Raw genomic sequence first — 24,789 nt, 5'->3', positions numbered from 1 at the left:
GGATTCGGCCGATTTACGGACTGTCCGGGTTGCCGCGGGAGACCGGCTGGCCTACCTATGGCCCATGAAATTCCTCGACGAAGCAAAGGTCTATATCCGCTCCGGTGACGGCGGGAACGGCTGCGTGGCGTTCCGCCGCGAGAAGTTCATCGAATTCGGCGGCCCCTCCGGCGGCAATGGCGGCCGCGGCGGCAACGTCATCATCGAGGTCGCCGACGGCCTCAACACGCTGATCGACTACCGCTACCAGCAGCACTTCAAGGCCCAGAAGGGCGAGAACGGCTCAGGCTCGGACCGTCACGGCGCCAACGGCAAGAACATCGTGCTGAAGGTGCCGATGGGCACCCAGATCTTCGACGAGGATCGCGAGACGCTGATCCACGACTTCACCAAAGTCGGCGAGAAGTTCGTGCTGGCCGAGGGCGGCAATGGCGGCTTCGGCAATGCGCATTTCAAGTCATCGACCAACCGCGCGCCGCGCAACGCCAATCCCGGCCAGCCGGGCGAGGAACGCTGGATCTGGCTGCGTCTGAAACTCATTGCCGATGCCGGCCTCGTCGGCCTGCCCAATGCCGGCAAGTCGACCTTCCTGTCCAAGGTCAGCGCGGCAAAGCCGAAGATCGCCGACTATCCCTTCACCACGCTGCATCCGCAGCTCGGCGTCGTGAATGCCGACGGCCGCGAATTCGTGCTGGCCGACATTCCCGGCCTGATCGAGGGCGCGCATGAAGGCGCCGGCCTCGGCGACCGCTTCCTCGGCCATGTCGAGCGCTGCCGCGTGCTGCTGCATCTGGTCGACGCAACCTGCGAGCATGCCGGCAAGGCCTACAAGACGGTGCGCAAGGAGCTCGACGCCTATGGCGGCCAGCTCACCGACAAGATCGAGATCGTCGCGCTGAACAAGATCGACGCGGTCGATCCGGACGAATTGAAGAAGCAGAAGGAACGCCTGAAGCGCGCCGCCAAGAAGACGCCGCTGTTGCTGTCCGGCGTGACCGGCCAGGGCGTCAAGGAAGCCTTGCGCGCGCTGGCCGAGGTGATCGGCGAGGCCCCGGTGTCGGCCAAGGCCAAGAGCGCGGCGGAAGCCGAGCCGTGGTCGGCTTGAGCGATCCAACTTAGAGACCCTCATGGTGAGGAGCGCGGAACGCGCGTCTCGAACCATGAAGGCCCGGCTCTCGCCTGTAGCCATCCTTCGAGACGCCCGCTGTGCGGGCTCCTCAGGATGAGGTTCAGTGGTCTTGACGGGGTCAAATTGAGCACCGGCTTGTCTTCGCCGCTCCAATATCGCAGCATCACACAATCAAGAAACGGCAGGGATGACGCATGGCGCGCGCGAAGAACGTTCTCTGGATCATGTGCGACCAGCTTCGCTATGACTATCTCGGCTGCACCGGCCATCCCACGCTGAAGACACCGAACATCGACGCCATGGCCAGGCGCGGCGTGCTGTTCAGCAAGGCCTATGTGCAATCGCCGATCTGCGGCCCGTCGCGGATGTCGTTCTACACCGGCCGCTACATGCGCTCGCACGGCTCGCACTGGAACGGCTGGCCGCTGCGCGTCGGCGAGCCCACGCTCGGCGATCACCTCAAGAAGATCGGCGTGCGCAACGTGCTGGTCGGCAAGACCCACATGGCACCCGATCTCGAAGGCATGAAGGCGCTCGGCATTCCCCCGGAATCGATCATCGGCGTGCATGTCGCCGAATGCGGCTTCGAGCCTTACGAGCGCGACGACGGCCTGCATCCGACGGGGCGGCCGCGTCCGAAATACGACGAATATCTGCGCAAGCAGGGTTTTGAAGCCACCAATCCCTGGGAGCACTGGGCCAATTCCGGCGCAGCCGACGACGGCAGCTTGCAGAACGGCTGGCTGCTGGTGCACGCCGACAAGGCCGCGCGCGTGCCGGAGGAACATTCCGAGACGCCCTACATGACGCGGCGCGCGATGGACTTCATCACCGAAGCCGAGACCGACGGCAAGCCGTGGTGCCTGCATCTGTCCTACATCAAGCCGCACTGGCCCTATATCGCGCCCGAGCCTTACGCCAGCATGTATTCGACCGACGACATGATCCCGGTGATCCGCTCCGAGCGCGAGCGGCAGAATCCGCATCCCGTGTTCGGCGCCTACATGGACATGCGCTACTCCCGCAACATGGCGCGCGACGATGCCCGCGAAAAGGTGATCCCGACCTATATGGGCCTGATCACGCAGATCGACGACCAGATGGGCGTGCTGATGAAATTTCTGGAGGAACGCGATCTGCTGGAGACGACCATGATCGTGTTCACGTCGGATCACGGCGATTATCTCGGCGATCACTGGATGGGCGAGAAGGACCTGTTCCACGAACAATCGGCGAAAATTCCCCTGATCATCATCGATCCTTCGAAGGAGGCCGACGCCACGCGCGGCACACGCAGCGACGCGCTGGTCGAGGCCATCGACCTTGCCCCCACCTTCGTCGATTATTTCGGCGGCAAGGTGCCGGGTCACATCCTCGAAGGACGCTCGCTGCTGCCGCTGCTGCGTGGGCCGAGCCCGCCGGACTGGCGCAAGGTGGCGTTCTCCGAGTACGACTACGCCATGCAGGACGTCAGGCTGAAGCTGAACCAGCCGATCGAACGCTGCCGCCTGTTCATGGTGTTCGACGGCCGCTGGAAATACATCCACGCCTCCGGCTTCCGCCCGATGCTGTACGACCTCGATACCGATCCGGAAGAGTATCTGGATCGCGGCGACGACCCCGAATGCGCCGGCATCATCGCACGTCTCCAGGCCGAGCTGTTCGACTGGGCACTGCATCCGAGCGGCCACATCACCACCCCGCGCGAGAAGATCGCGGCCTATGCCGACAATCAGCTCCAGGTGAAGAATGGCGTCCTGATCGGCATCTGGGATGAGAAAGAGCTCGCGGCGATCAAGGACGGCATGGCGCAACGCGGGAAACTATAAGATCCTCATAGTGAGGAGGCGCGAAGCGCCGTCTCGAACCATGCAGGCCCCGCACGCAGCCGGGCCTTTCATCCTTCGAGACGCGCGCAAAAGCGCGCTCCTCAGGATGAGGGGATAGAGAGAGCGCGGCGCTCTCTCTAGGCATCAAGCCCAGCGACGACCGCGCAAATGCCGCCGACTAACGGTCGACCAAACGGCCTTCAAATTTCGGCTTACCTGGCACCAGAAAGAGCCGGTACCACTCCATATCCTTTCGCTCGGCGATTTCAGCGTCCGAGAGTCTGGCCGTCTCACCGAGGCTCGACTGGTCAACTCCGAGATTTTGCCCAGCCACGTAGACTGCGTAGTCACCCTGCTCGATATCCGCAGAAATTGGAGGGTCGGTGTCGATCACCGACATGACGTGAATATGCCCGCTCCCGCAACTGAAATGCACGCACGTGATCCGCTGCCACTCATCCGATGAAGGCGGCCCGTCACTCAACACCAGCTCAACCCAATGGTCGTTGAGATCGGCTTCGGTGCCAATCATTCGAAACGCCGGCACGCCGGCAAAACCTTGCCTGGTTTTCTCCGCGTCCCAGTTCTCCTCGCTCTCAAGGGACCTGAATGGATCGTCGCACACGACGATCTGATAATTGCTCGCAAACACGCGCGCCGCGCCGAGTAACCGCTCTGTCATTGTCGACCAAACAGCTTCAATTCTCGATTTTGTAGCCCGTCGCCTTCACGATCGGCTGCCACAGCGCGGTGTTGGCGGCGAGCTCCTTGGTCAATCCGTCCGGGGTCGAGCCGACCGGAATGAGCCCGATCGCGGTGAGCTTCTCCTTGACCTCCGGCTTGGCCAGCGCAGCGCTCGCGGCCGCACTGAGCTTGCCGGCGAAGTCCGGCGGGCTGCCGGCGGGGAGCCACATGCCGTACCAGGCGTCCGCGACGAGATCGATGCCGCTCTCCTTCAGCGTCGGGACTTCAGGCGCGAACGGCGAACGCTCGGCGCTCGACACGGCGATGATCTTCACACCCTTGGCGCGATGCTGCGGCAGTGCATCCGCCAGCGTCGTGATGCCGAACGAGATGTGACCGCCGACGAGATCGTTGAGGATCGGCGCGCTGCCGCGATAGGGCACGCGGGTCAGGGGAATGCCGAGATCCTTCTCCAGCTTCGAGCCGGTGAAATGCGGAATGGTGCCATTGCTGGGGACGCCGAACGAGCTTTTGTCCGGATGCGCCTTCAGCCAGGCGACAAAGCTCTTGAAGTCCGGGGCATCGACGCCCGGGCCGATCACGACGGCGAATTCGAACCGCGCCAATAGCGACACCGGCATGAAATCCTTGGCGGTGTCGAAGCTCGGTGTTTTCTCCACCATCGGCAGCAGGTACATGGTCGGCCCCGTCGTCACCAGCACCATGCTGCCGTCGGGGCTTGCGCCCTTCACCGCCTTGATGCCGATCAGGCCGTCGCCGCCGGTGCGGTTCTCGACCACCATGGTCCGTTGCAGCACCGGCGCCATCTCCTGCGCCATCAGGCGGCACAGCGTGTCGCCGCCGGCCCCCGCCGCAAACGGGAAGATGATCTTGGTCAGCCCGGCCTGCGCCTGCGCTCCACCCGCCTGCGCCAGCAGCGGCAGAGCGATACATCCGGCCATGAATTCGCGGCGATCCATGCGTTTCCCCTTTGACCCCATTTTGGTTGGTATCAATTAGAACCAGAGCGGCGTCCCGGACAAGGCCGACCTTGGCCGTTTACCATGCCCGGCGCCTTGCGCCGGCCATCGTCCTGCTGCAAAAGCGGGCCTATCGGCGCTGCTCTTTCGCTCCGCCGTTTCCAACGCAGAGCAGATCGTCCAGGCGCATGATGGCCAGCCCCGAACTCAGTCAATTCCGCCGCATCGTCGTCAAGGTCGGCTCCGCACTGCTGGTGGATTCCGACAAGGGCGAGGTGCGGGCGTCCTGGCTGGCCGCGCTTGCCGACGACATGGCCAAGCTGCACAAGGAAGGACGCGACGTCCTCGTCGTCTCCTCCGGCTCGATCGCGCTCGGCCGCAGCCGCCTCAAGCTGCCGCGCGGCCCGCTGAAGCTGGAAGAGAGCCAGGCCGCGGCCGCGGTCGGCCAGATCGCGCTGGCGCGGATCTGGTCCGAGGTGCTCGGGGCGCACGGCATCGGCGCCGGCCAGATCCTGGTGACGCTGCAGGACACCGAGGAGCGCCGCCGCTACCTCAACGCGCGCTCCACCATCGGCAAGCTTTTGGAATGGCGCGCCATCCCGGTGATCAACGAGAACGACACGGTCGCCACCAACGAGATCCGCTACGGCGACAATGACCGCCTCGCCGCGCGCGTCGCCACCATGGCGAGCGCCGACCTGCTCGTGCTGCTGTCCGACATCGACGGGCTCTACGACGCCCCGCCGAAGAACAACCCGAACGCCAAGCTGATTCCGGTGGTCGAGAGCATCTCCTCGGAGATCGAGGCGGTGGCGGGCGATGCCGAATCCGAGCTGTCGCGCGGCGGCATGCGCACCAAGGTCGAAGCGGCCAAGATCGCCACGACCGGCGGCACGCATATGCTGATCGCCTCCGGCAAGATCGAGCATCCCCTGCAGGCGATCGCCGATGGCGGCCGCTGCACCTGGTTCCTGACGCCCGCCAACCCCATCACCTCGCGCAAACGCTGGATCGCGGGCACGCTGGAGCCGAAGGGCACGCTGACGATCGATGCCGGCGCGGTGACGGCGCTACGCGCCGGCGCCAGCCTGCTGCCGGCCGGCGTGATCAAGGTCGAGGGCCAGTTCGCCCGCGGCGATGCCGTGATCGTGCGCGGCCCCGACACCAGCGAGGTCGGCCGCGGCCTGATCGCCTATGACGCCGAGGTCGCCGAGCGGATCAAGGGACGCTCCTCGCCGGATGTGATGGCCATCCTCGGCATCAGCGGGCGCTCGGAGATGATCCACCGGGATGATCTGGTGGTGGGCGGGTAGGCCCCTTTGCGCCGTCATTCCGGGATGGTCCGAAGGACCAGACCCGGAATCTCGAGATTCCGGGCTCGGTGCTCTCGCACCGCCCCGGAATGACGTCGGGAGACCTGCCATTCCCTGCCCGCCCTTCGCAAAAGCGGGATTTCCGTGCTAGGACACCGCCTTAGCAGAAGGTTGAGACTCCAATGGCCGCCCCCCTCAAAGCCGTCGACGGCAATGCCGATCTCCAGGCGCTGATGTCCGATCTCGGGACCCGTGCCCGCGCTGCCGCGCGCGTGCTGGCGCTGGCGCCGCCGGAGCAGAAGAACCGGGCGCTGGAGGCTATGGAGCGGGCGATCCGCGCCAACGCGGCCGCCATTCTTGCCGCCAATGCCGAGGACGTCGCCGAGGCCCGCGCCTCCGGCAACGCCACCTCCGCCTTCATCGACCGCCTGACGCTGACACCGGCGCGGGTCGAGGGCATGGCCGAGGGCATCGCTATCGTGCGCGGCATCGCCGACCCCGTCGGCACCGTCACCGAGAGCTGGCAGCGGCCGAACGGCATGACCATCGAGCGCGTGCGCGTGCCGCTCGGCGTCGTCGGCGTGATCTTCGAGAGCCGGCCGAACGTGGCGGCAGACGCCGGCGTGCTCTGCCTGAAATCCGGCAATGCCGTGATCCTGCGCGGCGGCTCCGACAGTTTTCGCTCGTGCCGTGCCATCCATGACTGCCTGGTGCAGGGCCTGCGCGAAGCCGGCCTGCCCGAGGCTGCGATCACGCTGGTGCCGACGCGCGACCGCGCCGCGGTCGGCATGATGCTGTCAGGGTTGAACGGCGCGATCGACGTGATCGTGCCTCGCGGGGGCAAGAGCCTCGTCGCCCGCGTCGAGCAGGAAGCGCGCGTGCCTGTCTTCGCGCATCTCGAAGGCGTCAACCACGTCTATGTCGATGCCAGCGCCGATCTCGCCATGGCGAAGTCGATCGTGCTCAACGCAAAGATGCGCCGCACCGGCGTCTGCGGCGCGGCCGAGACGCTGCTGGTCGACCGCGCGGCTGCCGGCAAAAATCTGAAGCCGCTGGTCGAGATGCTGCTCGATGCGGGCTGCGAAGTGCGTGGCGACGACGCGGTGCAGAAAGCGGACGCGCGCGTCAAGCCCGCCAGCGAGGACGATTGGGACACCGAATATCTCGACGCGATCATCGCGGCGAAGGTGGTGGACGGCGTCGACGGCGCGATCGCGCACATCCAGACCCACGGCTCGCATCACACCGATGCGATCGTGAGCGCCGATGAGGCTGCGGCGAGGAAATTCCTCGGCGAGGTCGATTCGGCAATCGTGCTGCACAACGCCTCGACGCAGTTCGCCGATGGCGGCGAGTTCGGCTTCGGCGCCGAGATCGGCATCGCCACCGGCCGCTTCCACGCCCGCGGCCCTGTCGGCGCCGAGCAATTGACGAGCTTCAAGTATCGCGTCCACGGCACCGGGCAGACACGGCCGTAAACGTCGCGAGGCGCGGGCATTGACCAACAATTTCGTCTTGCCGCGTTTCCTGGCGCAAGCGGTCCCGCCCTATACGGAGGGCATGCGCATCGGCCTGCTCGGCGGCTCGTTCAATCCGCCGCATCAGGCGCATCGTGCCATCAGCCAGTTCGCGCTGAAGCGATTGCAACTCGATCGCGTCTGGTGGCTGGTGACCCCCGGCAATCCGCTGAAGGAGAACGGCACGCTGCATGAGCTCGGCGAGCGCATGCAGGCCGCGCGCGACGTCGCCGACGATCCCAGGATCGAGGTCAGCTGTCTCGAATCCGTCATTCGCACCCGTTATACTATCGACACGATCAACACCTTGCGCCGCCGCCTCTCGGGCCTGCGCTTTGTCTGGATCATGGGCGCCGACAACCTCGCTCAATTCCATCGTTGGCAGCACTGGCGGCGCATAGCCGACCAGGTGCCGATCGCGGTGGTCGATCGTCCGCCGCAGAGTTTTCGCGCCCTCGCCTCTCCCGCCGCCAAGGCGCTGGCGCGCTACCGCCTGCCTGAGAAAAAGGCGGCACTCCTCGCGGATCAGCCGGCGCCGGCCTGGGTCTTCCTGACCGGAATGAAGCTGAATCTGTCCTCGACGCGCCTGCGGAACCCGGACGGGAGCTGGAAAGGTACGAAGTGAGTCAGACTATGGGGGGCGTGGGGGCTCCGGGCCTCTCTGGCATATTGAAACCCTTAACCCCACATGATGTAGTGTAACCGGTGGGCGCCGGATTCGGCGTTCGCGATACAGTGAAAGGAATGGTCCCTGACCGCATCTGTATTGTCCAAGTCAGCTTCGACAAAGTCTGTTTTACCCAAGGTTGCCAAGCCGGCGCGTAAAACATCGACCAAAGCTGCGGCCTTGAAGGCGCAACCCGACGCCGACAAGACGCTGAGCCTGATCCTCTCCCGCCTCGAGGACATGAAGGCGGAAGAGACGGTCACCATCGACCTTCGCGGCAAATCGGCGTACTCCGACTACATGATCGTCACCACCGGCCGGGTCAACCGGCACGTCGGCGCGATCGCGGAAAACGTCACCAAGAGCCTGAAGGAAAACGGCATCAAGAACATCCATGTCGAGGGCTTGCCCAATTGCGACTGGGTGCTGATCGATTCCGGCGACGTGATCGTGCACGTGTTCAGACCCGAGGTCCGCGAGTTCTACAATCTCGAGCGATTGTACACGCAGGGCCCAGGGGCGGCGAAGGCGATCTAGGCTCATCGGGCCGACTTCGAATCGGCTGACGCGCATGCTAGCGTCGTGCGCGCGCATCATGCGCGCGGTGCTGAAAACGCGACCCTGAAGAGATCATGCGTGTTGCCGTCATTGCGGTGGGCCGGCTGAAGCAGGGCCCCGAGCGGGAGCTTGCCGACCGCTATTTCGAGCGGTTCGAGGAGGCCGGCCGCAAGCTCGGATTCCGCGAGCTCATGGTCCACGAAATCCCCGAGAGCCGCGCGCGCGACACCGCGACGCGGATGAGCGAGGAGGCCGCGGCGATCTCGGCCCATATTCCGGAAAAGTCCATCCTGGTGGCGCTGGACGAGCGCGGCCAGAATCTCGATTCCACCGTATTCGCACGGCATCTGGCGCGCTGGCGGGACGAAGGCGCCGGACATACTATCTTCGTGATCGGAGGGGCGGACGGACTTTCGCCCGAATTGCGCCGTAAGGCAAAGCTCGCGATCGCGTTCGGCTCTGCGACCTGGCCGCACCAAATGGTCCGCGTCATGCTTCTGGAACAGCTTTACCGGGCCGCCACCATTCTGGCCGGCCATCCCTATCACCGCGCGTGATGCGCGCCACAACGAGCATCTTTGCCTGAAGCGATGCGAGCGCCTGTCCTCAACCTGCTGCTGATCGCGAGCGTCTTGGACACAGGCGTCTTGAACACAGGCGTTTTCGGCGCAAGCCGCGCGCAGGCTCAGACGGCGCCGCCGCAGACCGCAGCTGTCTCGCCCGAAGCCATCAAGCAGCGTGAGCAGGAGCTGGAAGCCGCCCGCGCCAGGCAGAAGAGCGCGGAAGAGGCACAGGCCAAGCTCAAGGCGGAGATCACCTCGCTCGGGAAGGACCGCACCCAGCTCAATCAGCAGCTGATCGACACCGCGGCCAATGTGCGCACGGTCGAAACCAAGATCGACGATACCGAAGCGCGTTTGCGAAGCCTGAACGGCCGCGAGCAGGAGATGCGCGCGTCGCTGGATTCGCGCCGCGGCGACATCGTCGAGGTGCTGGCGGCGTTGCAGCGGGCCGGGCGGCGGACGCCGCCGGCGCTGCTGGTGCGGCCCGAAGACGCGCTGCAATCCTTGCGCACGGCGATGCTGCTCGGCGCCGTGGTGCCGGAATTGCGCGGCCGCGCCGAAAAGATCGCAAGCGAACTCGGCGAGCTCGTGGCCTTGCGCAAGACGATCGCCACCGAGCGCGACCAGCTCGCCTCCGACCGCGACCGGGTCCGCAGCGACCAGACCCGGCTCACCGCCCTGGTCGAGGAGCGGCAGCGCCAGCAGGCGGCGCGCGAAAAGGATCTCGACGCCGAGAACTCGCGCGCGATCATGCTTTCGAAGCAGGTCGGCGATCTCCAGGGGCTGATCACCAAGATGGAGCAGGACCTGCAAAGCGCAGCCAAGGCCGCCGAGAAAGCAGCCGAGGCCGCAAAGCAGGCCGAGGCCAAGGAAGCCAAGCTGGCGGCCGCCAGCGCCAAGTCGGGCCCGGGCGCATTCAAGGACCGGTCCCGGACCGCCCCCGCGATCGCATTCGCCTCAGCCAAGGGTCTGCTGCCTCTTCCGGTTAACGGTAACAAGATCAGGGATTTCGGCGGTTCCGACGGGATCGGCGGGGTCCAGAAGGGCATTTCGCTGGCAACCAAGCCCGGCTCCCAGGTCACAACGCCGTGTGACGGCTGGGTGGTCTATTCCGGCCCGTTCCGCAGCTATGGACAACTCTTGATCCTCAATGCCGGTGGCGGGTATCATGTCCTGATCGCCGGGATGGAGCGTATTTCGGTCAACATCGGACAGTTCGTGCTCACGGGGGAGCCGGTCGCGACGATGGGGTCGACATCTCAAGTCGCCTCCATTCTCGCGACGAACGCGAGTCAACCTGTGCTGTATGTCGAGTTCCGTAAGGACGGCACTCCAATCGATCCAGGCCCATGGTGGGCCGCAAATGAAGGCGAGAAGGTTCGCGGATGATGCGCAAGACTTCAGTAATCCTCCTCAGCGCGGCCACCGGTGCTGCGCTGACGCTGTTCGTGACCCAGCCCCGCGCGGTCTTCATGGGCTCCAGCGCGCGAGCCGCCACCGCGGACACCTATCGCCAGCTCAATCTGTTCGGCGACGTCTTCGAGCGCGTGCGCTCCGACTATGTCGAGAAGCCCGACGACACCAAGCTGATCGAATCGGCCATCAGCGGCATGCTCACCGGCCTCGATCCGCATTCCAGCTACATGGACGCCAAGAGCTTCCGCGACATGCAGGTGCAGACGCGCGGTGAGTTCGGCGGCCTCGGCATCGAGGTCACGATGGAAGACGGCCTCATCAAGGTGGTCTCGCCGATCGACGACACGCCGGCCTCGCGCGCTGGCGTCATGGCCAACGACATCATCACCAATCTCGACGACGAGGCGGTGCAGGGCCTGACCCTGAACCAGGCGGTCGAGAAGATGCGCGGCCCGGTCAACACCAAGATCAAGCTCAAGATCATCCGCAAGGGCCAGGACAATCCGATCGACGTCACCCTGGTGCGCGACAACATCCGCGTCCGCTCGGTGCGCGCACGTGTCGAGCAGGACGACATCGGCTATATCCGCATCACCACCTTCAACGAGCAGACCACCGAAGGCCTGAAGCGCGAGGTCGGTAGCCTCACGAACCAGATCGGTAGCGACAAGCTCAAGGGCTTCATCATCGACCTGCGCAACAACCCGGGCGGCCTGCTTGAGGAAGCGGTCACCGTCTCCGACTCCTTCCTGGAGAAGGGCGAGATCGTCTCGACCCGCGGCCGCAATGCCGAGGAGACCCAGCGCCGCACCGCGCATTCGGGCGACCTCACCAAGGGCAAGCCGGTCATCGTGCTGGTCAATGGCGGCTCGGCCTCGGCGTCGGAGATCGTCGCCGGCGCGCTGCAGGACCACAAGCGCGCGACCATCGTCGGCACGCGCTCGTTCGGCAAGGGCTCGGTGCAGACCATCATTCCGCTCGGAAGCGGCAACGGCGCGCTGCGCCTGACCACGGCGCGCTATTACACGCCGTCGGGCAAGTCGATCCAGGCCAAGGGCATCGTGCCCGATATCGAAGTGCTGCAGGACGTGCCGGACGAGCTGAAGGCGCGTACCGACACCAAGGGCGAGGCTTCGCTGCGCGGCCATCTCAAGAACGACGGCGACGAGAAGACCGGCTCGCAATCCTACGTCCCGCCGGACGCCAAGGACGACAAGGCGCTCAAGCTCGCCGGCGACCTGCTCCACGGCATCAAGAACAGCGCCTCGGCCGCGCCCGCTCCCGGCGGCGACACCAAGGCCACCACCGACAAGCCCAAGGCGGCGAACTAGGTCGGCGAACCAACGCGCGTATCACGCGATACCTCAAGGGCGGCTCCAGTGAGCCGCCCTTTTTGCTTGGGAGCTGGCATCCCCGGCCTCTCCCGGCCTGCCGCCGCTTGACCTCGGCGTGGTATCGTCATTTGCAGTGATTCGGGATCGCGCATGACTGAAACGGCCGATGATCTGAGCGCCCCGCTCGGACAGGATAAGCCGCGCCGGCAAGGCCGGCTGCGGCTGCCGTTCACGGCCATGCAGCTGCTCGCCGTTCTGCTCAGCCTGTTCCTGATCACCTTTGCCGGCTTCGCCATCTTCAACAAGGACCCGCTCGGCGGCGAGCCGATGACGCGGATCGCGATCAAGCCGGCGGACAAGGCAGCGGACGAGAAGCCCGCGGCCACAGACCATGGCCCCGAGACCAAGCAAGCGGGCAACCACGAGACCAGAGGTGCCCCGAAGCAGGTGGGTGAGCCGAAGACCGTCACGATGATCGACGGCTCCACCGGCGCCCGCCACGACGTGGTCATCGGTGCCGGCGATGCCGCCGACAAGGGCGATGCCGCAGCGTCAGCCCCGCCGCCCGTCATGGCCGGGATCAATCCAAAACTGCTGGAGAAATCGCGCTACGGCATGATCCCGGTCGCGACCGAAGGGCTGAAGCCGTTCAGCGTCTATGCCGCGGATGCCGATCGCGCCAAGGCCGCCAAGATGCCGGTGGTCGCCATCGTGATCGGCGGCCTCGGCGTCGGCGCCGCCAAGACCACCGACGCCATCATGAAGCTGCCGGGCGCGGTGACGCTGGCCTTCACGCCCTATGGCGCCGATCCCGGCAAGCTCGCCGAGCGGGCCCGTGCGCAGCGCCACGAGATCTTCCTGCAGATCCCGATGGAGCCCTACGATTTTCCCGACAACGACCCGGGACCGCAGACGCTGCTGACCTCGCTCAGCGCCGACCAGAACATGGACCGCCTGTACTGGCATCTGAGCCGGATGCAGGGCTATGCCGGCATCGCCAATTTCATGGGCGCCCGCTTCATCGCGACCGAGCCGGCGATGCAGCCGATCATCCGCGAGGCGGCCAAGCGCGGCCTCGGCTTCTTCGACGACGGCTCCTCGCCCCGCAGCATCGCAGCCCAGGCTGCGGTGAGCCAGGCCATGCCGTTCGGCAAGGGCGACATCGCGATCGACGTGGTGCCGACGGCGACCGAGATCGACCGCGCGCTCAACAAGCTCGAAACGACGGCGCGCGAGCGCGGCATCGCCGTCGGCACGGCCTCCGCTCTGCCCGTCTCGATCGACCGCATCGCTGCCTGGACCAGGACATTGGGCGACCGGGGTATTCTCCTGGTGCCATTGACAACCGCGATGCTGAAATCAAAATCCAGCTAAATCAACGAATTGGTACGGCACTTGTCCTGGCGGGAGGCCGGTTAGGCCGTACCGGCAGCATGCGAGAGGTCTGGCGGAATGGCGCGTTACGAGGATCTGCCCTACCGCACCTGTGTCGGTGTGATGCTGCTCAACAAAGAGGGACGCGTGTTCATCGGCCGCCGCGCCGGCGGCATCGAGCATGTCGACGACACCCATGTCTGGCAGATGCCGCAAGGCGGCGTCGATCCCGGCGAGGACACCTGGGAGGCCGCCAAGCGCGAGCTATATGAGGAGACCAGCGTGCGCTCGGTCGAGCGGCTCGGCGAGGTCCCGGACTGGCTCACTTACGACATTCCGCGCACGGTCGCCGGGCGCGCCTGGAAAGGCCGCTACCGCGGCCAGCGCCAGAAATGGTATGCGGTGCGCTTCACCGGCAAGGACAGCGAGATCGACGTCGAAAAGCCCGGCGGCGGCGGCCACAAGGCCGAGTTTGTCAGCTGGCGCTGGGAGCCGATGAAGAATCTGACCGGACTGATCATTCCGTTCAAGCGCCCGGTCTATGAACGCGTGGTGCAGGAATTTTCTGCGCTGGCGGATGAATGATCCACTGTCGCTCCACCCTCGCTCGTCATCCCCGCCTAGTGCGCAATTGCGCACGGGGGCGGGGATCCATAACCCCAGGCGGTAATGGTGGGCCGAATATCACCACGAGCTTCCAACCGTCGACTGCCTGTGGTTATGGATTCTCAGATGCGCAATGGCGCATCAGAGCTCGCGCTCCGCGCGCCCCGGAATGACAAAGATGACCAATGAAAAGCCCTACCGCCCCAACGTGGGCATCGCCCTGTTCAATGCCGATGGCCGCGTGCTGGTCGGCCACCGCTTCAAGGGCGACGGGCCCGAGGTCATCCTGCCCGGGCTCGACTGGCAGATGCCGCAGGGCGGCGTCGACGAGGGCGAAAACTTGCGCGACGCGGCGATGCGCGAGCTCTGGGAGGAGACCAGCGTCGTCAGCGCAGACTATCTCGGCGAGACCGACTGGTTGACCTACGAATTCCCGCCTTACGACGGCCCGCAGACGCATCGGCTGGCGAAATTCCGCGGCCAGCGCCAGAAATGGTTCGCGCTGCGCTTCACCGGCAAGGATGACGAGATCGACCCGCTGACGCCGCGCAACGGCCAGCCCGCCGAGTTCGACGCCTGGCGCTGGGAGCGCCTCGACCGCGTCGCCGACATCGTGGTGCCGTTCCGGCGCGAGGTCTATCGCGCAGTGGCCGAGCAGTTTGCGCCCTTCGCAAACTGAAACCGCGAAAACAACCCCATGCACAGTAGAATGGGGTTTGAAATCATTGAGGATTTCGGTCGGCCATTTGCGGGTGCGCGTGTGAGAGACCACCATCTCTCGTGCAACAAAAGTTCAACGCCCGCCACGGTCGGTGGCGAGCGCTGAACCTGTTCAGGAATTTCAGACTTGAGCCCCGGAGCGGTGCCCCGGGGCTTAGTGCATAGCCGTCGCGTTGAGCTGGTGCTGAATGCTCTTGAAGTGGTCGAGTCGCTCGATGGCCTGATCGAGCTCGCTGCCTTCGTGCTCCTTCAGGCTCTCTTCCATCTCCGCGATCGTCTCGGCGAACTGGGCACGATCGAGCTCGGCCAGCGACGTCGCGACGTCGGCGAGCACGGTCAGGCCCTTTTCGGAGACCTCGGCGATACCGCCGAGCACGATGACCTTCTCGTGCTTGCCGGCGGTAGTGACGGTGAGGATGCCGGGGCGGATCGCCGCCACGACCGGCGCATGCCCTGCCAGCACGCCGAAGTCACCCTCGACGCCGGGGATGTCGACCTGGTCGACCTCGCCCGAGAAGGCGAGCTTTTCCGGGGAGACGAGATCGAAGTGGAAGGTGGCCATGGGAAACCTGCGGATAGCGAGTGGCGAATGGCGAGTGGCGAATGGCGAGTAGCGAACCGGGGAGCAGCGCCTCTACTCGCTACTCCCTATTCGCCATTCGCCCCTTAGGCCGCCTCGGCAGCGAGCTTTTTGCCCTTCTCGACGGCTTCTTCGATGGTGCCGACCATGTAGAAGGCGGCTTCCGGCAGGTGGTCGTACTTGCCTTCCACGAGGCCCTTGAAGCCCTTGATGGTGTCGGCGAGGTCGACGAACTTGCCCGGCGAGCCCGTGAAGATTTCGGCGACGTGGAACGGCTGCGACATGAAGCGCTCGACCTTGCGGGCGCGGGCCACGGTCAGCTTGTCCTCTTCCGAAAGCTCGTCCATGCCGAGAATGGCGATGATGTCCTGCAGCGCCTTGTAGCGTTGCAGCACCTGCTGGACCTGACGGGCGACCGCGTAATGCTCCTCGCCGACGACCAGCGGGGACAGCATGCGCGAGGTCGAGTCGAGCGGGTCCACCGCGGGGTAGATGCCCTTTTCGGCGATCGAGCGCGACAGCGTGGTGGTCGCGTCAAGATGCGCGAACGAGGTCGCGGGCGCCGGGTCGGTCAAGTCGTCGGCCGGAACGTAGATGGCCTGCACCGAGGTGATCGAGCCCTTCTGCGTGGTGGTGATGCGCTCCTGCAGCGCGCCCATGTCGGTGGCGAGCGTCGGCTGATAACCCACCGCAGAGGGAATACGGCCGAGCAGCGCCGACACTTCCGAGCCGGCCTGGGTGAAGCGGAAGATGTTGTCGACGAAGAACAGCACGTCCTGGCCCTTGTCGCGGAAGTCTTCCGCGATGGTCAGACCGGTGAGCGCGACGCGGGCGCGGGCGCCCGGCGGCTCGTTCATCTGGCCGAACACCAGCGCGCATTTCGACTTCACGCTCGGATCGGGATTCTTCGGATCGGCGTTGACCTTGGACTCGATGAACTCGTGATAGAGGTCGTTGCCTTCGCGGGTGCGCTCGCCGACGCCGGCGAACACGGAGTAACCGCCGTGCGCCTTCGCGACGTTGTTGATCAGCTCCTGAATCAGCACGGTCTTGCCGACGCCGGCGCCGCCGAACAGGCCGATCTTGCCGCCCTTCGCATAGGGAGCCAGGAGATCGACGACCTTGATGCCGGTGACGAGAATTTCGGCTTCGGTCGACTGGTCGGTGTAGGTCGGCGCTTCCTGATGGATGGCGCGCAGGCCTTCGGTCTTGACCGGACCGGCTTCGTCGATCGGCTCACCGATGACGTTGATGATGCGGCCGAGCGTGCCCTCGCCGACGGGAACGCGGATCGGAGCGCCGGTGTCGGTCACTTCCTGGCCGCGGACCAGACCCTCGGTGGTGTCCATCGCGATGGTGCGGACCGTGGACTCGCCGAGATGCTGGGCGACTTCGAGCACCAGGCGGTTGCCGCCGTTCTTGGTCTCGAGCGAATTGAGAATGGCCGGGAGGTGGCCTTCGAACTGCACGTCGACGACGGCGCCGATGACCTGGGTGACGCGACCGACCTGGGCTGCCATTGAATGTCTCCTTCGATCCGAACTTCTAAGCCACGGTCTACGACCGGGATGTTGGGTTGAGTGGGTACTGAAGCGTCTTGATCAGACGGCCTCGGCGCCCGAGATGATTTCGATCAGTTCCTTGGTGATCTGCGCCTGACGCGTGCGGTTGTAGACCAGCGTCTGCTTGCGGATCATCTCACCGGCGTTGCGCGTCGCGTTGTCCATCGCGCTCATCTGCGCGCCGTAGAACGAGGCGTTGTTCTCGAGCAGCGCGCGGAAGATCTGGACCGCGAGGTTGCGCGGCAGAAGGCGGGTGAGGATCTCGTCCTCTTCCGGCTCGTATTCGTAAGACGTCGTGTTGGCGGCACCGCCCTCCTCGACCACCAGCGGAATGATCTGCTGGGCGGTCGGGATCTGCGCGATCACCGAGCGAAAGCGCGAATAGAACAGCGTGCAGACGTCGAATTCACCGTTGTCGAAACGCGCCAGCACCTTCTTGGCGATGTCCTCGGCATTGACGAAGCCGAGCTGGCGCACGCTGCGCAGGTCGAGATGCTCGACGATCTGCTTGTCGAACTGGCGGCGCAGCTGCTCGTAGCCCTTGCGGCCGACGCAGAAGAACTTCACGTCCTTGCCCTGCGCCATCAGCGCCAGGGCGCGCTCGCGCGCCAGGCGCACGATCGAGGAGTTGAAGGCGCCGGACAGGCCGCGCTCGCCGGTGCAGACCAGCAGCAGGTGGACCTGGTCCTTGCCGGTGCCGGCCAGCAGCGCCGGTGCGCCGGGCGAGCCCGCCGCGGCGCCGGCGATGTTGGAGATCACCGCGCTCATCTTGTCGGCATAGGGACGCGCCGCTTCCGCGGCGGTCTGCGCGCGGCGCAGCTTGGAGGCTGCGACCATCTGCATGGCCTTGGTGATCTTCTGCGTCGCCTTGGTGGAGGCGATGCGGACGCGCATGTCTTTAAGTGACGCCATTCTTCGTTCACCCCGGCGGTTCGACCCTTATGATCGAGCCGCTGCCTATCCCAGTCGTCATGCCCGGGCTCGTCCCGGGCATCCACGTCTTCTGCCCACGCGGTGACGCGTGGATGGCCGGGAGCTCAATTGCGAAGACGCGCTTCGCGCTCTTGCCCGGCCATGACGCCTTTTAGTTACGCGAAGCTCTTCGCAAAACCTTCGACCACCGACTTCAGCTTGGCAGCGGTGTCGTCGGAGAGGTCGCGGCTGTCGCGGATCGAAGTGAGGATGTCGACGTGCTTGCCGCGCAGCAGCGAGAGCAGGCCGTCCTCGAACGCGCGCACCTTGTTGAGCGGCAGCGGATCGAGATAGCCGTTGGTGCCGGCCCAGATCACGCAGACCTGCTCTTCCATCTTCAGCGGCGAGAATTGCGGCTGCTTCAGGAGCTCGGTGAGGCGCGAGCCGCGATTGAGCAGACGCTGGGTCGAGGCGTCGAGGTCGGAACCGAACTGCGCGAACGCCGCCATTTCGCGGTACTGCGCGAGCTCGCCCTTGATCTTGCCGGCGACCTTCTTGGTGGCCTTGGTCTGCGCCGAGGAGCCGACGCGCGACACCGACAGACCGACGTTCACCGCGGGACGGATGCCCTGGAAGAACAGGTCGGTTTCCAGGAAGATCTGGCCGTCGGTGATCGAAATGACGTTGGTCGGAATGTAGGCCGACACGTCGTTGGCCTGGGTTTCGATGACAGGCAGCGCCGTCAGCGAGCCCGAACCCTGGTCCTTGTTCAGCTTCGCCGCGCGCTCGAGCAGGCGGGAGTGCAGGTAGAATACGTCGCCGGGATAGGCTTCGCGGCCCGGCGGGCGGCGCAGCAGCAGCGACATCTGGCGATAGGCGACGGCCTGCTTCGAAAGGTCGTCATAGATGATGACGGCGTGCATGCCGTTGTCGCGGAAGTACTCGCCCATGGTGCAGCCGGTGAACGGCGCGATGTACTGCATCGGCGCCGGATCCGAGGCGGTGGCGGCGACGATGATCGAGTATTCGAGCGCGCCCTGCTCTTCCAGCACCTTGACGAACTGGGCAACCGTCGAGCGCTTCTGGCCGACCGCGACGTAGACACAGTACAGCTTGATGTTCTCGTCGGGCTGCGCGTTGAGCGGCTTCTGGTTCAGGATGGTGTCGAGCGCGATCGCGGTCTTGCCGGTCTGACGGTCGCCGATGATCAGCTCGCGCTGGCCGCGGCCGATCGGGATCAGGGCGTCGATCGCCTTGAGGCCGGTCGCCATCGGCTCGCTCACCGACTTGCGCGGAATGATGCCGGGCGCCTTGACGTCGACGCGCATGCGCTTGTCGGCCTGGATCGGGCCCTTGCCGTCGATCGGGTTGCCGAGCGCGTCGACGACGCGGCCGAGCAGGCCCTTGCCGACCGGCGCGTCCACGATGGCGCGGGTGCGCTTGACGGTCTGGCCTTCCTTGATCTCACGGTCGGCACCGAAAATAACGACGCCGACGTTGTCGGTTTCGAGGTTCAGCGCCATGCCGCGGGTGCCGTTCTCGAACTCGACCATTTCACCGGCCTGGACGTTGTCCAGACCGTAGACGCGGGCGATACCGTCGCCGACGGACAGCACCTGTCCGACTTCGGAGACTTCAGCTTCCTGGCCGAAATTCTTGATCTGGTCCTTGAGGATCGCGGAAATTTCCGCGGCGCGGATGTCCATCAGCCTGCCTCTTTCATCGCGTGCTTGATCGAATTGAGTTTGGTGCGAAGCGAACCATCGACCATGCGGCTGCCCAGCTTGACGACGAGGCCACCGATGATCGCGGGATCGACTTTCACGTTCAGCGCGACGTCCTTGCCGGTCACCGACTTCAGGGCAACCTTGAGGGCGTCGAGATTCTTGTCCGAGAGCGCTTCCGCCACCGTGACGTCGGCCGTCGTCTCGCCTTTGAACTTGGCGACGAGGGCGCGATAGCCGCGAATGACGTCCGCCACCACGAACAGGCGGCGGTTGGCGGTCAGCACTTTGAGGAAATTGGCGGAGATGCCGGCGATGCCGGCCTTGGCCAGCACGGCCGACAGGGCCCTGGACTGGGCGTCGGCGGCGAACACCGGGCTGCGGACGAGGCGCTTCAGATCGGCGCTTTCGTTCAGCAAGGCCTCGAATTTCTCGAGATCGGCCTTGACCTCATCGACCACTTTCTGGTCGCGGGCCAGTTCGAACAAGGCCGTTGCATAACGGCCGGACACACCGGAAACGGACGTATCTTCTGCAGCCACAGACGCGCTCTTTTTGCTGTCAAACTCGCAAGGGAAAAACCGTCGCCACGAAGCGGCGCCTAGCGATCCAAGCCCTTGGAATTCAAGCGGGACTTCGATTTTCGACCAGCACGGGACGTGCCGGGCTCGTTAAAATCGCGGCTTTGCTAACATAGCAGGCGCGCAGGTGCAACATGACGCCAAATTAAAGGCACGAGGTTCTGTCGCCAGTTCGTCGCACGCTGCGACATCGATGTCTGCCGGGTCTCGCGATCGGACCAGACTCGATCAAGGACTTGGGATGGTGACCTGACCGGTCGCGGAATTGGCGCGGGCTCGCGGATCCTTCCCCGGCTTTGGTTCCTGCCTCCAGCGCATAGCGGCCATGAACACGGATCGCTGAGGCGTGACTGCGGTCCCCGCAGCTCCACTCGCCGAATACTTACCCAATTCTAAACAATTAAAGGTATGACTTCGTTTTACAGTATTCGTAAGTATTCAATAGGTTAATATATCGTTAAATGCGAAGATTAAGGATATGAGGCTGAATATCTGGTTCGAGTAACAAGATGTTTCATGACGACACAGAACCGATTTACTGCCCAATTCACGCCGCATTGGGGATCGAAACGCCAGACCGCTCACAAACTGATGGGGGCTCCACTTGCCACACATGTGGCAATACTAGCTTAGGGACCAATAAATGTTGTCTTTGAAGACGCTGGGCTTTGTGACCCGGCCGCGTACGGCGATCGCTTTCGTTGCCGCAACTCTCCTGATCGGTGGAACAGCCACCGAAGCTTCCGCCAAATCCCGCCACCACAAGCATCATCACCGTCACCACGCCCAGGCCGACGCCAACGCGAGCTCCGATTGGCGCAATGCCAATGCGGCGATGAATCCGACCTCGGGCACCGGCCGCAGCTTCTCCGGCATCGCCTCCTATTACGGCAACGAGTCCGGCAACCGCACCGCCTCGGGCCAGCGCTTCAACCAGAACGCCCTGACCGCTGCGCACCGCTCGCTGCCGTTCGGCACCAAGCTGCGCGTCACCCACCGCGGCTCCAGCGTCATCGTCACCATCAATGACCGCGGCCCGTTCATTCGCGGCCGGGTGCTCGACCTCTCCACGGGCGCCGCCCGCGCCATCGGCCTCACCGGTGCCGGCGTTGGCCGTGTCACCGCGGAAGTCGTTTCCTAAGGCGCCAGCCGCGCCTCACATCACGCGCGCAGTTTTCATCAGTTTGATGCGCGCCTGAAACAAGCCCGCGGTCTTGGGGGACCGCGGGCTTTTTTACGTTCTGTCATTCCGGGGCGCGCGAAGCGCGAGCCCGGAATCCATTTCACCGCACGTCATGCCGTCCGATGGATTCCGGGCTCGCGACTTCGTCGCGCCCGGGAATGACGGCGGAGGATGTGGCGGCGGCAGCGCTTACAAAAAACTCTGCGGGTCGACGTCGACTTCGAGCTTCTGATTGCCCGTCGGCTTCGGGCAGACCGCGAGCCAGTTGCGCAAATAATCCGACAGATCGAAACCGCGCGCCGATTTCACCAGGATGCGGAAGCGGTAGCGGCCCTTGATCACGGCGAGCGGCGCTTCCGCCGGCCCGAGCACGACGACGCGCTCGTCGCGCGGCGCGAGCGCGACGAGACGGCGGCCGAGACCTTCGGCGCTCGGGCGGTCGCCGGCGGAGATGATCAGGCTGGCGAGCCGGCCGAACGGCGGATAGAGCGTCTTCTCGCGCAGCTCGATCTCGCTGTCGTAGAAGGCCTCGCGGTCGCAGGCGATCAGCGCCTTCATCACGGGATGATCGGGCTGGTGGGTCTGCAAGTACCCGATGCCGCGACCCTGCTCGCGACCGGCGCGGCCGATCACCTGGTTGAGCAATTGCCAGGTGCGCTCCGCCGCACGCGGATCGCCATTGGACAGGCCGAGATCGGCATCGACCACGCCGACGAGATTGAGCCGCGGAAAATTGTGGCCCTTGGCCACGAGCTGGGTGCCGATGATGATGTCGACGCGGCCCTCCGCGATCTCGGCAAGCTCGGAGCGCATCGTCTCGATCGAGGTGACGAGATCGCTCGACAGCACCATGGTGCGCGCCTGCGGGAACAGCGCCGCCGCCTCCTCCTGCAGGCGCTCGACGCCGGGACCGACCGCGACCAGCGATTCCTCAGCCGAACAGTTCGGACAGATGTGCGGGCGCGGCATCGAGAAGCCGCAATGGTGGCAGACCAGGCGCTGGCGGAAGCGGTGATCGACCAGCCAGGCATCGCAGATGGTGCAGGCGAAGCGATGGCCGCAGGCCCGGCACAGCGTCAGCGGCGCATAGCCGCGGCGATTGAGGAACAGCAGCGCCTGCTCGCGCTTCTCGATTGCGGTCCTGATCTCGCCGGCCAGCCGCGGCGAGATGAAGCGGCCGCGCGCGGGCGGCTCGCGGCGCATGTCGATGGCCTCGATATGCGGCATGTGCTGGCCGCCGAAGCGCGAGGGCAGCGCGATGCGCTGATAGCGGCTCTTGCGCGCATTGACCTCGGACTCGACCGACGGCGTCGCCGAGGCCAGCACCACCGGGATCCTGGCGATATGCGCGCGCACCACCGCCATGTCGCGGGCGTGATAATGCACGCCCTCGTCCTGCTTGTAGGCCTGGTCGTGCTCTTCATCGACGACGATCAGGCCGAGATCGGCGTAAGGCAGAAACAGCGCCGAGCGCGCGCCGACCACGACCGGCGCGGTGCCTGAGGAGATCGCCGCCCAATTGCGCGCGCGCGTGCGCGGCGTCAATTCAGAATGCCACTCGATCGGACGCACGCCAAAGCGCTGCGCGAACCGATCGAGGAACTGGCCGGTGAGCGCGATCTCCGGCATCAGGATCAGCGACTGTTTCCCGCGGCGGATGGTTTCGGCGACGGCCTCGAAATAGACCTCGGTCTTGCCCGAGCCGGTGACGCCGTCGAGCAATGCGACGTGGAAGGTGCCGTTGGCGGCAAGCGCGCGCATGGCATCCACGCCGGCCCGCTGCAGCGGCGAAAAATCCGGCCGGCCGAAATCCGGATCGGGCGCCGGGGGCGGCGCCGGCGGCGGCATCGGCTCGACCGTGAGCGTGCCTTCATCGACGAGGCCGTCGATCACGCCTGAGGAAACGCCGGCTTCCTTGGCGGCTTCCGACTTGCCGTGCAGCAGCCGGTCCGACAGCAGCTCGATCACGCGCTGGCGTGCCGGCGTCAGCCGCTTCGGCGGATCGCCGGTCAGGCGCACGCCGGGACGCACCCGCTCGGGACCGAGATTTTCGCCCATCCGCAGGCACATGCGCAGCACCATGCCGCGCGGGCTCAGCGTGTAATTGGCGACCCAGTCGACCACCTGGCGCAGCTCGGGCTTGAGCGGCGGGATGTCGAGCTTCTCGCTGACCTCCTTGAGACGGTTGTGCAGGCGCGGATCCGGATTGGCGTTCTCGCCCCAGACCACGGCGAGCACCTCGCGCGGCCCGAGCGGCACACCGACGAGATCGCCCGCCTTCAGCTCCATCCCGCGCGGCACCTTGTAGGAATAGGTCTGGTCGAGCGCGACCGGCACCAGCACGTCGACCATGCCGGTCGCGTTGGTGGGGGCGGTCGTGCTGCGCGACGAATGATCCATCAACGGTCTTTGCAGGGAGAATCGGAACCCGGGGCCGAAGGCTAGCGTCCGGGGGCGACCTTAGCGAACGATAAACGAGTGTGATGCGATATACTGTGCGGAATCATTACGTCCAGAGCGCATGAGCAAAGCGGCCGCCCCACAAATCGAGCTCGCCAGCGCCGATCCCTCGATCGCGCAGGAGATGACGCGCTGGCTGTCGCATCTCGGGGCCGAGCGGCGGCTGTCGCCGAAGACGCTGGAGGCCTACGGCCGCGACCTGCGGCAATGCCTGGATTTCCTCTGTGCCCATTGGGGCGAGCGGGTCACGCTCAAGCGTTTCGCCGCGCTGGAAGCCACCGACGTGCGTGCCTTCATGGCAATGCGCAGGGCCGATGACATCGCCGGCCGCAGCCTGATGCGCGCGCTCGCGGGGCTGCGCTCGTTCGGGCGCTTCCTCGAGCGCGAAGGCAAGGGCAAGGTCGGCGCACTCTCCGCCATTCGCGCGCCGAAGGTGGCGAAGAGCCTGCCGAAGCCGCTGCCGATGGCCTCCGCAAAGCGTCTTGCCGATGCCGACGAGCGCGCCGGCGAGGACCGCGAGACCTGGATTTTGGCGCGCGATGCTGCGGTGATGGCGCTGCTGTACGGCTCGGGCCTGCGCATCTCCGAAGCGCTGGGGTTGAAGCGCCGCGAGGTGCCGCGGCCCGGCGAAGGCGACGTGCTGATCGTGACCGGCAAGGGCAACAAGACCCGCATGGTGCCGGTGCTCCAGAACGTGCTCGAGCTGGTGCAGGACTACGTTGCGATGTGCCCATATCCGCTGCCGGCGGAAGGCCCGATCTTCGTCGGCGCGCGCGGCGGGCCCTTGAGCCCGCGCATCATCCAGCTCGCGATGGAGCGGCTGCGCGGCGCGCTCGGCCTGCCCGACAGCGCCACCCCGCACGCGCTGCGCCATTCCTTCGCCACGCACCTGCTCTCGCGCGGCGGCGACTTGCGCGCCATCCAGGAATTGCTCGGCCATTCCTCGCTGTCGACCACCCAGGTCTATACCGGCATCGATTCCGAGCGGCTGCTCGAGGTCTATGCCAGCGCGCATCCGCGGCGCTGACGCCTTTGCAGCTCTCGTGCCCCGGACGCGGCGCAGCGCTGCTTCAGCGGTGCGCTGCAGAGCCGGGGCC

Annotated in this window: 22 protein-coding genes; 14 read left to right on the top strand and 8 right to left on the bottom strand. The window is 65.4% G+C overall.

The features are described 5' to 3' along the window. Positions 1–64 precede the first annotated feature (64 nt). Together obgE and AC066S_RS30340 are read left to right on the top strand one after the other, a co-directional pair. The gene (gene obgE / locus AC066S_RS30345; RefSeq protein WP_126261268.1) at positions 65–1,105 is read left to right on the top strand and encodes a GTPase ObgE; all 1,041 of its coding nucleotides are present in this window, start codon (positions 65–67) and stop codon (positions 1,103–1,105) included. A 218-nt stretch (positions 1,106–1,323) separates the two neighbouring features. Further along, positions 1,324–2,958, top strand: a complete 1,635-nt coding sequence (locus AC066S_RS30340; protein ID WP_478271360.1) for an alkaline phosphatase family protein — start codon at positions 1,324–1,326, stop codon at positions 2,956–2,958. A 178-nt stretch (positions 2,959–3,136) separates the two neighbouring features. On the opposite strand, the gene AC066S_RS30335 is transcribed toward AC066S_RS30340, so the two are convergent. Together AC066S_RS30335 and AC066S_RS30330 are read right to left on the bottom strand one after the other, a co-directional pair. Beyond that, the gene (locus AC066S_RS30335) at positions 3,137–3,640 is read right to left on the bottom strand and encodes a hypothetical protein (RefSeq protein WP_478271359.1); all 504 of its coding nucleotides are present in this window, start codon (positions 3,638–3,640) and stop codon (positions 3,137–3,139) included. Positions 3,641–3,656: 16 nt separating this feature from the next. Then, a complete protein-coding gene (locus AC066S_RS30330; protein ID WP_167767789.1) occupies positions 3,657–4,622 on the bottom strand; it encodes a Bug family tripartite tricarboxylate transporter substrate binding protein in 966 nt (321 codons plus the stop codon). Between the two features lie 191 nt (positions 4,623–4,813). Between AC066S_RS30330 and proB the strand changes: the two genes are divergently transcribed. The 10 genes from proB to AC066S_RS30280 all read left to right on the top strand — a co-directional run bounded on the left by proB (position 4,814) and on the right by AC066S_RS30280 (position 14,649). Beyond that, positions 4,814–5,935 carry a glutamate 5-kinase gene (gene proB, locus AC066S_RS30325; RefSeq protein ID WP_126261272.1) on the top strand — a complete coding sequence of 374 codons (1,122 nt, stop codon included), beginning with the start codon at positions 4,814–4,816 and terminating at the stop codon, positions 5,933–5,935. 182 nt (positions 5,936–6,117) lie between these two features. Continuing rightward, complete coding sequence (locus AC066S_RS30320) at positions 6,118–7,413, top strand: glutamate-5-semialdehyde dehydrogenase (protein ID WP_478271358.1); 1,296 nt, start codon at positions 6,118–6,120, stop codon at positions 7,411–7,413. Between the two features lie 19 nt (positions 7,414–7,432). Next, positions 7,433–8,077, top strand: a complete 645-nt coding sequence (locus tag AC066S_RS30315; RefSeq protein WP_167772365.1) for a nicotinate-nucleotide adenylyltransferase — start codon at positions 7,433–7,435, stop codon at positions 8,075–8,077. Between the two features lie 222 nt (positions 8,078–8,299). Further along, entirely contained in the window at positions 8,300–8,656 is a 357-nt protein-coding gene (gene rsfS, locus AC066S_RS30310) for a ribosome silencing factor (protein WP_024338888.1), read from the top strand. A 95-nt stretch (positions 8,657–8,751) separates the two neighbouring features. Further along, positions 8,752–9,234, top strand: coding sequence for a 23S rRNA (pseudouridine(1915)-N(3))-methyltransferase RlmH (gene rlmH, locus AC066S_RS30305; RefSeq protein ID WP_126261274.1), 483 nt, complete (start codon positions 8,752–8,754; stop codon positions 9,232–9,234). Between the two features lie 33 nt (positions 9,235–9,267). After that, complete coding sequence (locus AC066S_RS30300; protein ID WP_126261275.1) at positions 9,268–10,629, top strand: murein hydrolase activator EnvC family protein; 1,362 nt, start codon at positions 9,268–9,270, stop codon at positions 10,627–10,629. After that, positions 10,626–11,987 (top strand): S41 family peptidase, encoded by a 1,362-nt coding sequence (locus AC066S_RS30295; RefSeq protein ID WP_126261276.1) that lies wholly within the window; start codon positions 10,626–10,628, stop codon positions 11,985–11,987. The genes AC066S_RS30300 and AC066S_RS30295 overlap by 4 nt, the downstream gene beginning before the upstream one ends. A gap of 153 nt (positions 11,988–12,140) precedes the next feature. Further along, on the top strand, positions 12,141–13,364 hold the full coding sequence (locus AC066S_RS30290; RefSeq protein WP_478271357.1) for a divergent polysaccharide deacetylase family protein: 1,224 nt from the start codon (positions 12,141–12,143) through the stop codon (positions 13,362–13,364). A gap of 78 nt (positions 13,365–13,442) precedes the next feature. Beyond that, positions 13,443–13,949 (top strand): RNA pyrophosphohydrolase, encoded by a 507-nt coding sequence (locus AC066S_RS30285; RefSeq protein WP_135171539.1) that lies wholly within the window; start codon positions 13,443–13,445, stop codon positions 13,947–13,949. Positions 13,950–14,148: 199 nt separating this feature from the next. Further along, entirely contained in the window at positions 14,149–14,649 is a 501-nt protein-coding gene (locus tag AC066S_RS30280; RefSeq protein WP_126261279.1) for an RNA pyrophosphohydrolase, read from the top strand. A gap of 195 nt (positions 14,650–14,844) precedes the next feature. On the opposite strand, the gene AC066S_RS30275 is transcribed toward AC066S_RS30280, so the two are convergent. The 5 genes from AC066S_RS30275 to AC066S_RS30255 all read right to left on the bottom strand — a co-directional run bounded on the left by AC066S_RS30275 (position 14,845) and on the right by AC066S_RS30255 (position 20,010). Then, positions 14,845–15,252, bottom strand: coding sequence for a F0F1 ATP synthase subunit epsilon (locus AC066S_RS30275; RefSeq protein ID WP_478271356.1), 408 nt, complete (start codon positions 15,250–15,252; stop codon positions 14,845–14,847). Positions 15,253–15,356: 104 nt separating this feature from the next. Continuing rightward, positions 15,357–16,790, bottom strand: coding sequence for a F0F1 ATP synthase subunit beta (gene atpD / locus AC066S_RS30270; protein WP_025032831.1), 1,434 nt, complete (start codon positions 16,788–16,790; stop codon positions 15,357–15,359). 81 nt (positions 16,791–16,871) lie between these two features. Next, positions 16,872–17,744 (bottom strand): F0F1 ATP synthase subunit gamma, encoded by an 873-nt coding sequence (locus AC066S_RS30265; protein ID WP_135171538.1) that lies wholly within the window; start codon positions 17,742–17,744, stop codon positions 16,872–16,874. Between the two features lie 176 nt (positions 17,745–17,920). Continuing rightward, entirely contained in the window at positions 17,921–19,450 is a 1,530-nt protein-coding gene (gene atpA, locus AC066S_RS30260; protein WP_126261282.1) for a F0F1 ATP synthase subunit alpha, read from the bottom strand. Next, positions 19,450–20,010 (bottom strand): F0F1 ATP synthase subunit delta, encoded by a 561-nt coding sequence (locus AC066S_RS30255; RefSeq protein ID WP_126261283.1) that lies wholly within the window; start codon positions 20,008–20,010, stop codon positions 19,450–19,452. Before AC066S_RS30255 ends, atpA begins: the two co-directional genes overlap by 1 nt. Positions 20,011–20,692: 682 nt before the next feature. Here AC066S_RS30255 and AC066S_RS30250 point away from each other — a divergent pair. Then, the gene (locus AC066S_RS30250) at positions 20,693–21,190 is read left to right on the top strand and encodes a septal ring lytic transglycosylase RlpA family protein (RefSeq protein ID WP_478271355.1); all 498 of its coding nucleotides are present in this window, start codon (positions 20,693–20,695) and stop codon (positions 21,188–21,190) included. 231 nt (positions 21,191–21,421) lie between these two features. Here AC066S_RS30250 and AC066S_RS30245 read toward each other — a convergent pair whose 3' ends face one another. Continuing rightward, on the bottom strand, positions 21,422–23,632 hold the full coding sequence (locus tag AC066S_RS30245; protein WP_478271354.1) for a primosomal protein N': 2,211 nt from the start codon (positions 23,630–23,632) through the stop codon (positions 21,422–21,424). Between the two features lie 121 nt (positions 23,633–23,753). On the opposite strand from AC066S_RS30245, the gene AC066S_RS30240 reads away from it, so the two are divergent. Beyond that, positions 23,754–24,719, top strand: a complete 966-nt coding sequence (locus AC066S_RS30240; RefSeq protein WP_126261286.1) for a tyrosine recombinase XerC — start codon at positions 23,754–23,756, stop codon at positions 24,717–24,719. The last annotated feature ends 70 nt before the right edge of the window (positions 24,720–24,789 follow it).

The sequence above is a fragment of the Bradyrhizobium sp. CFUWI genome (genome assembly GCF_056429085.1).
The sequence above is the reverse complement of the archived record's forward strand: the minus strand, read 5'-3'. Positions and strand labels throughout refer to the sequence as shown.

Coding starts and splice junctions, on each gene's coding strand:
- AC066S_RS30290 (WP_478271357.1), top strand. CDS start 12,141: ATGACTGAAACGGCCGATGATCTGAGCGCCCCGCTCGGACAGGATAAG.
- AC066S_RS30280 (WP_126261279.1), top strand. CDS start 14,149: ATGACCAATGAAAAGCCCTACCGCCCCAACGTGGGCATCGCCCTGTTC.
- atpA (WP_126261282.1), bottom strand. CDS start 19,450: ATGGACATCCGCGCCGCGGAAATTTCCGCGATCCTCAAGGACCAGATC.
- AC066S_RS30295 (WP_126261276.1), top strand. CDS start 10,626: ATGATGCGCAAGACTTCAGTAATCCTCCTCAGCGCGGCCACCGGTGCT.
- proB (WP_126261272.1), top strand. CDS start 4,814: ATGGCCAGCCCCGAACTCAGTCAATTCCGCCGCATCGTCGTCAAGGTC.
- AC066S_RS30265 (WP_135171538.1), bottom strand. CDS start 17,744: ATGGCGTCACTTAAAGACATGCGCGTCCGCATCGCCTCCACCAAGGCG.
- AC066S_RS30300 (WP_126261275.1), top strand. CDS start 9,268: ATGCGAGCGCCTGTCCTCAACCTGCTGCTGATCGCGAGCGTCTTGGAC.
- AC066S_RS30320 (WP_478271358.1), top strand. CDS start 6,118: ATGGCCGCCCCCCTCAAAGCCGTCGACGGCAATGCCGATCTCCAGGCG.
- AC066S_RS30330 (WP_167767789.1), bottom strand. CDS start 4,622: ATGGATCGCCGCGAATTCATGGCCGGATGTATCGCTCTGCCGCTGCTG.
- AC066S_RS30285 (WP_135171539.1), top strand. CDS start 13,443: ATGGCGCGTTACGAGGATCTGCCCTACCGCACCTGTGTCGGTGTGATG.
- rlmH (WP_126261274.1), top strand. CDS start 8,752: ATGCGTGTTGCCGTCATTGCGGTGGGCCGGCTGAAGCAGGGCCCCGAG.
- AC066S_RS30335 (WP_478271359.1), bottom strand. CDS start 3,640: ATGACAGAGCGGTTACTCGGCGCGGCGCGCGTGTTTGCGAGCAATTAT.
- AC066S_RS30245 (WP_478271354.1), bottom strand. CDS start 23,632: ATGGATCATTCGTCGCGCAGCACGACCGCCCCCACCAACGCGACCGGC.
- atpD (WP_025032831.1), bottom strand. CDS start 16,790: ATGGCAGCCCAGGTCGGTCGCGTCACCCAGGTCATCGGCGCCGTCGTC.
- AC066S_RS30240 (WP_126261286.1), top strand. CDS start 23,754: ATGAGCAAAGCGGCCGCCCCACAAATCGAGCTCGCCAGCGCCGATCCC.
- AC066S_RS30340 (WP_478271360.1), top strand. CDS start 1,324: ATGGCGCGCGCGAAGAACGTTCTCTGGATCATGTGCGACCAGCTTCGC.
- obgE (WP_126261268.1), top strand. CDS start 65: ATGAAATTCCTCGACGAAGCAAAGGTCTATATCCGCTCCGGTGACGGC.
- AC066S_RS30250 (WP_478271355.1), top strand. CDS start 20,693: ATGTTGTCTTTGAAGACGCTGGGCTTTGTGACCCGGCCGCGTACGGCG.
- AC066S_RS30275 (WP_478271356.1), bottom strand. CDS start 15,252: ATGGCCACCTTCCACTTCGATCTCGTCTCCCCGGAAAAGCTCGCCTTC.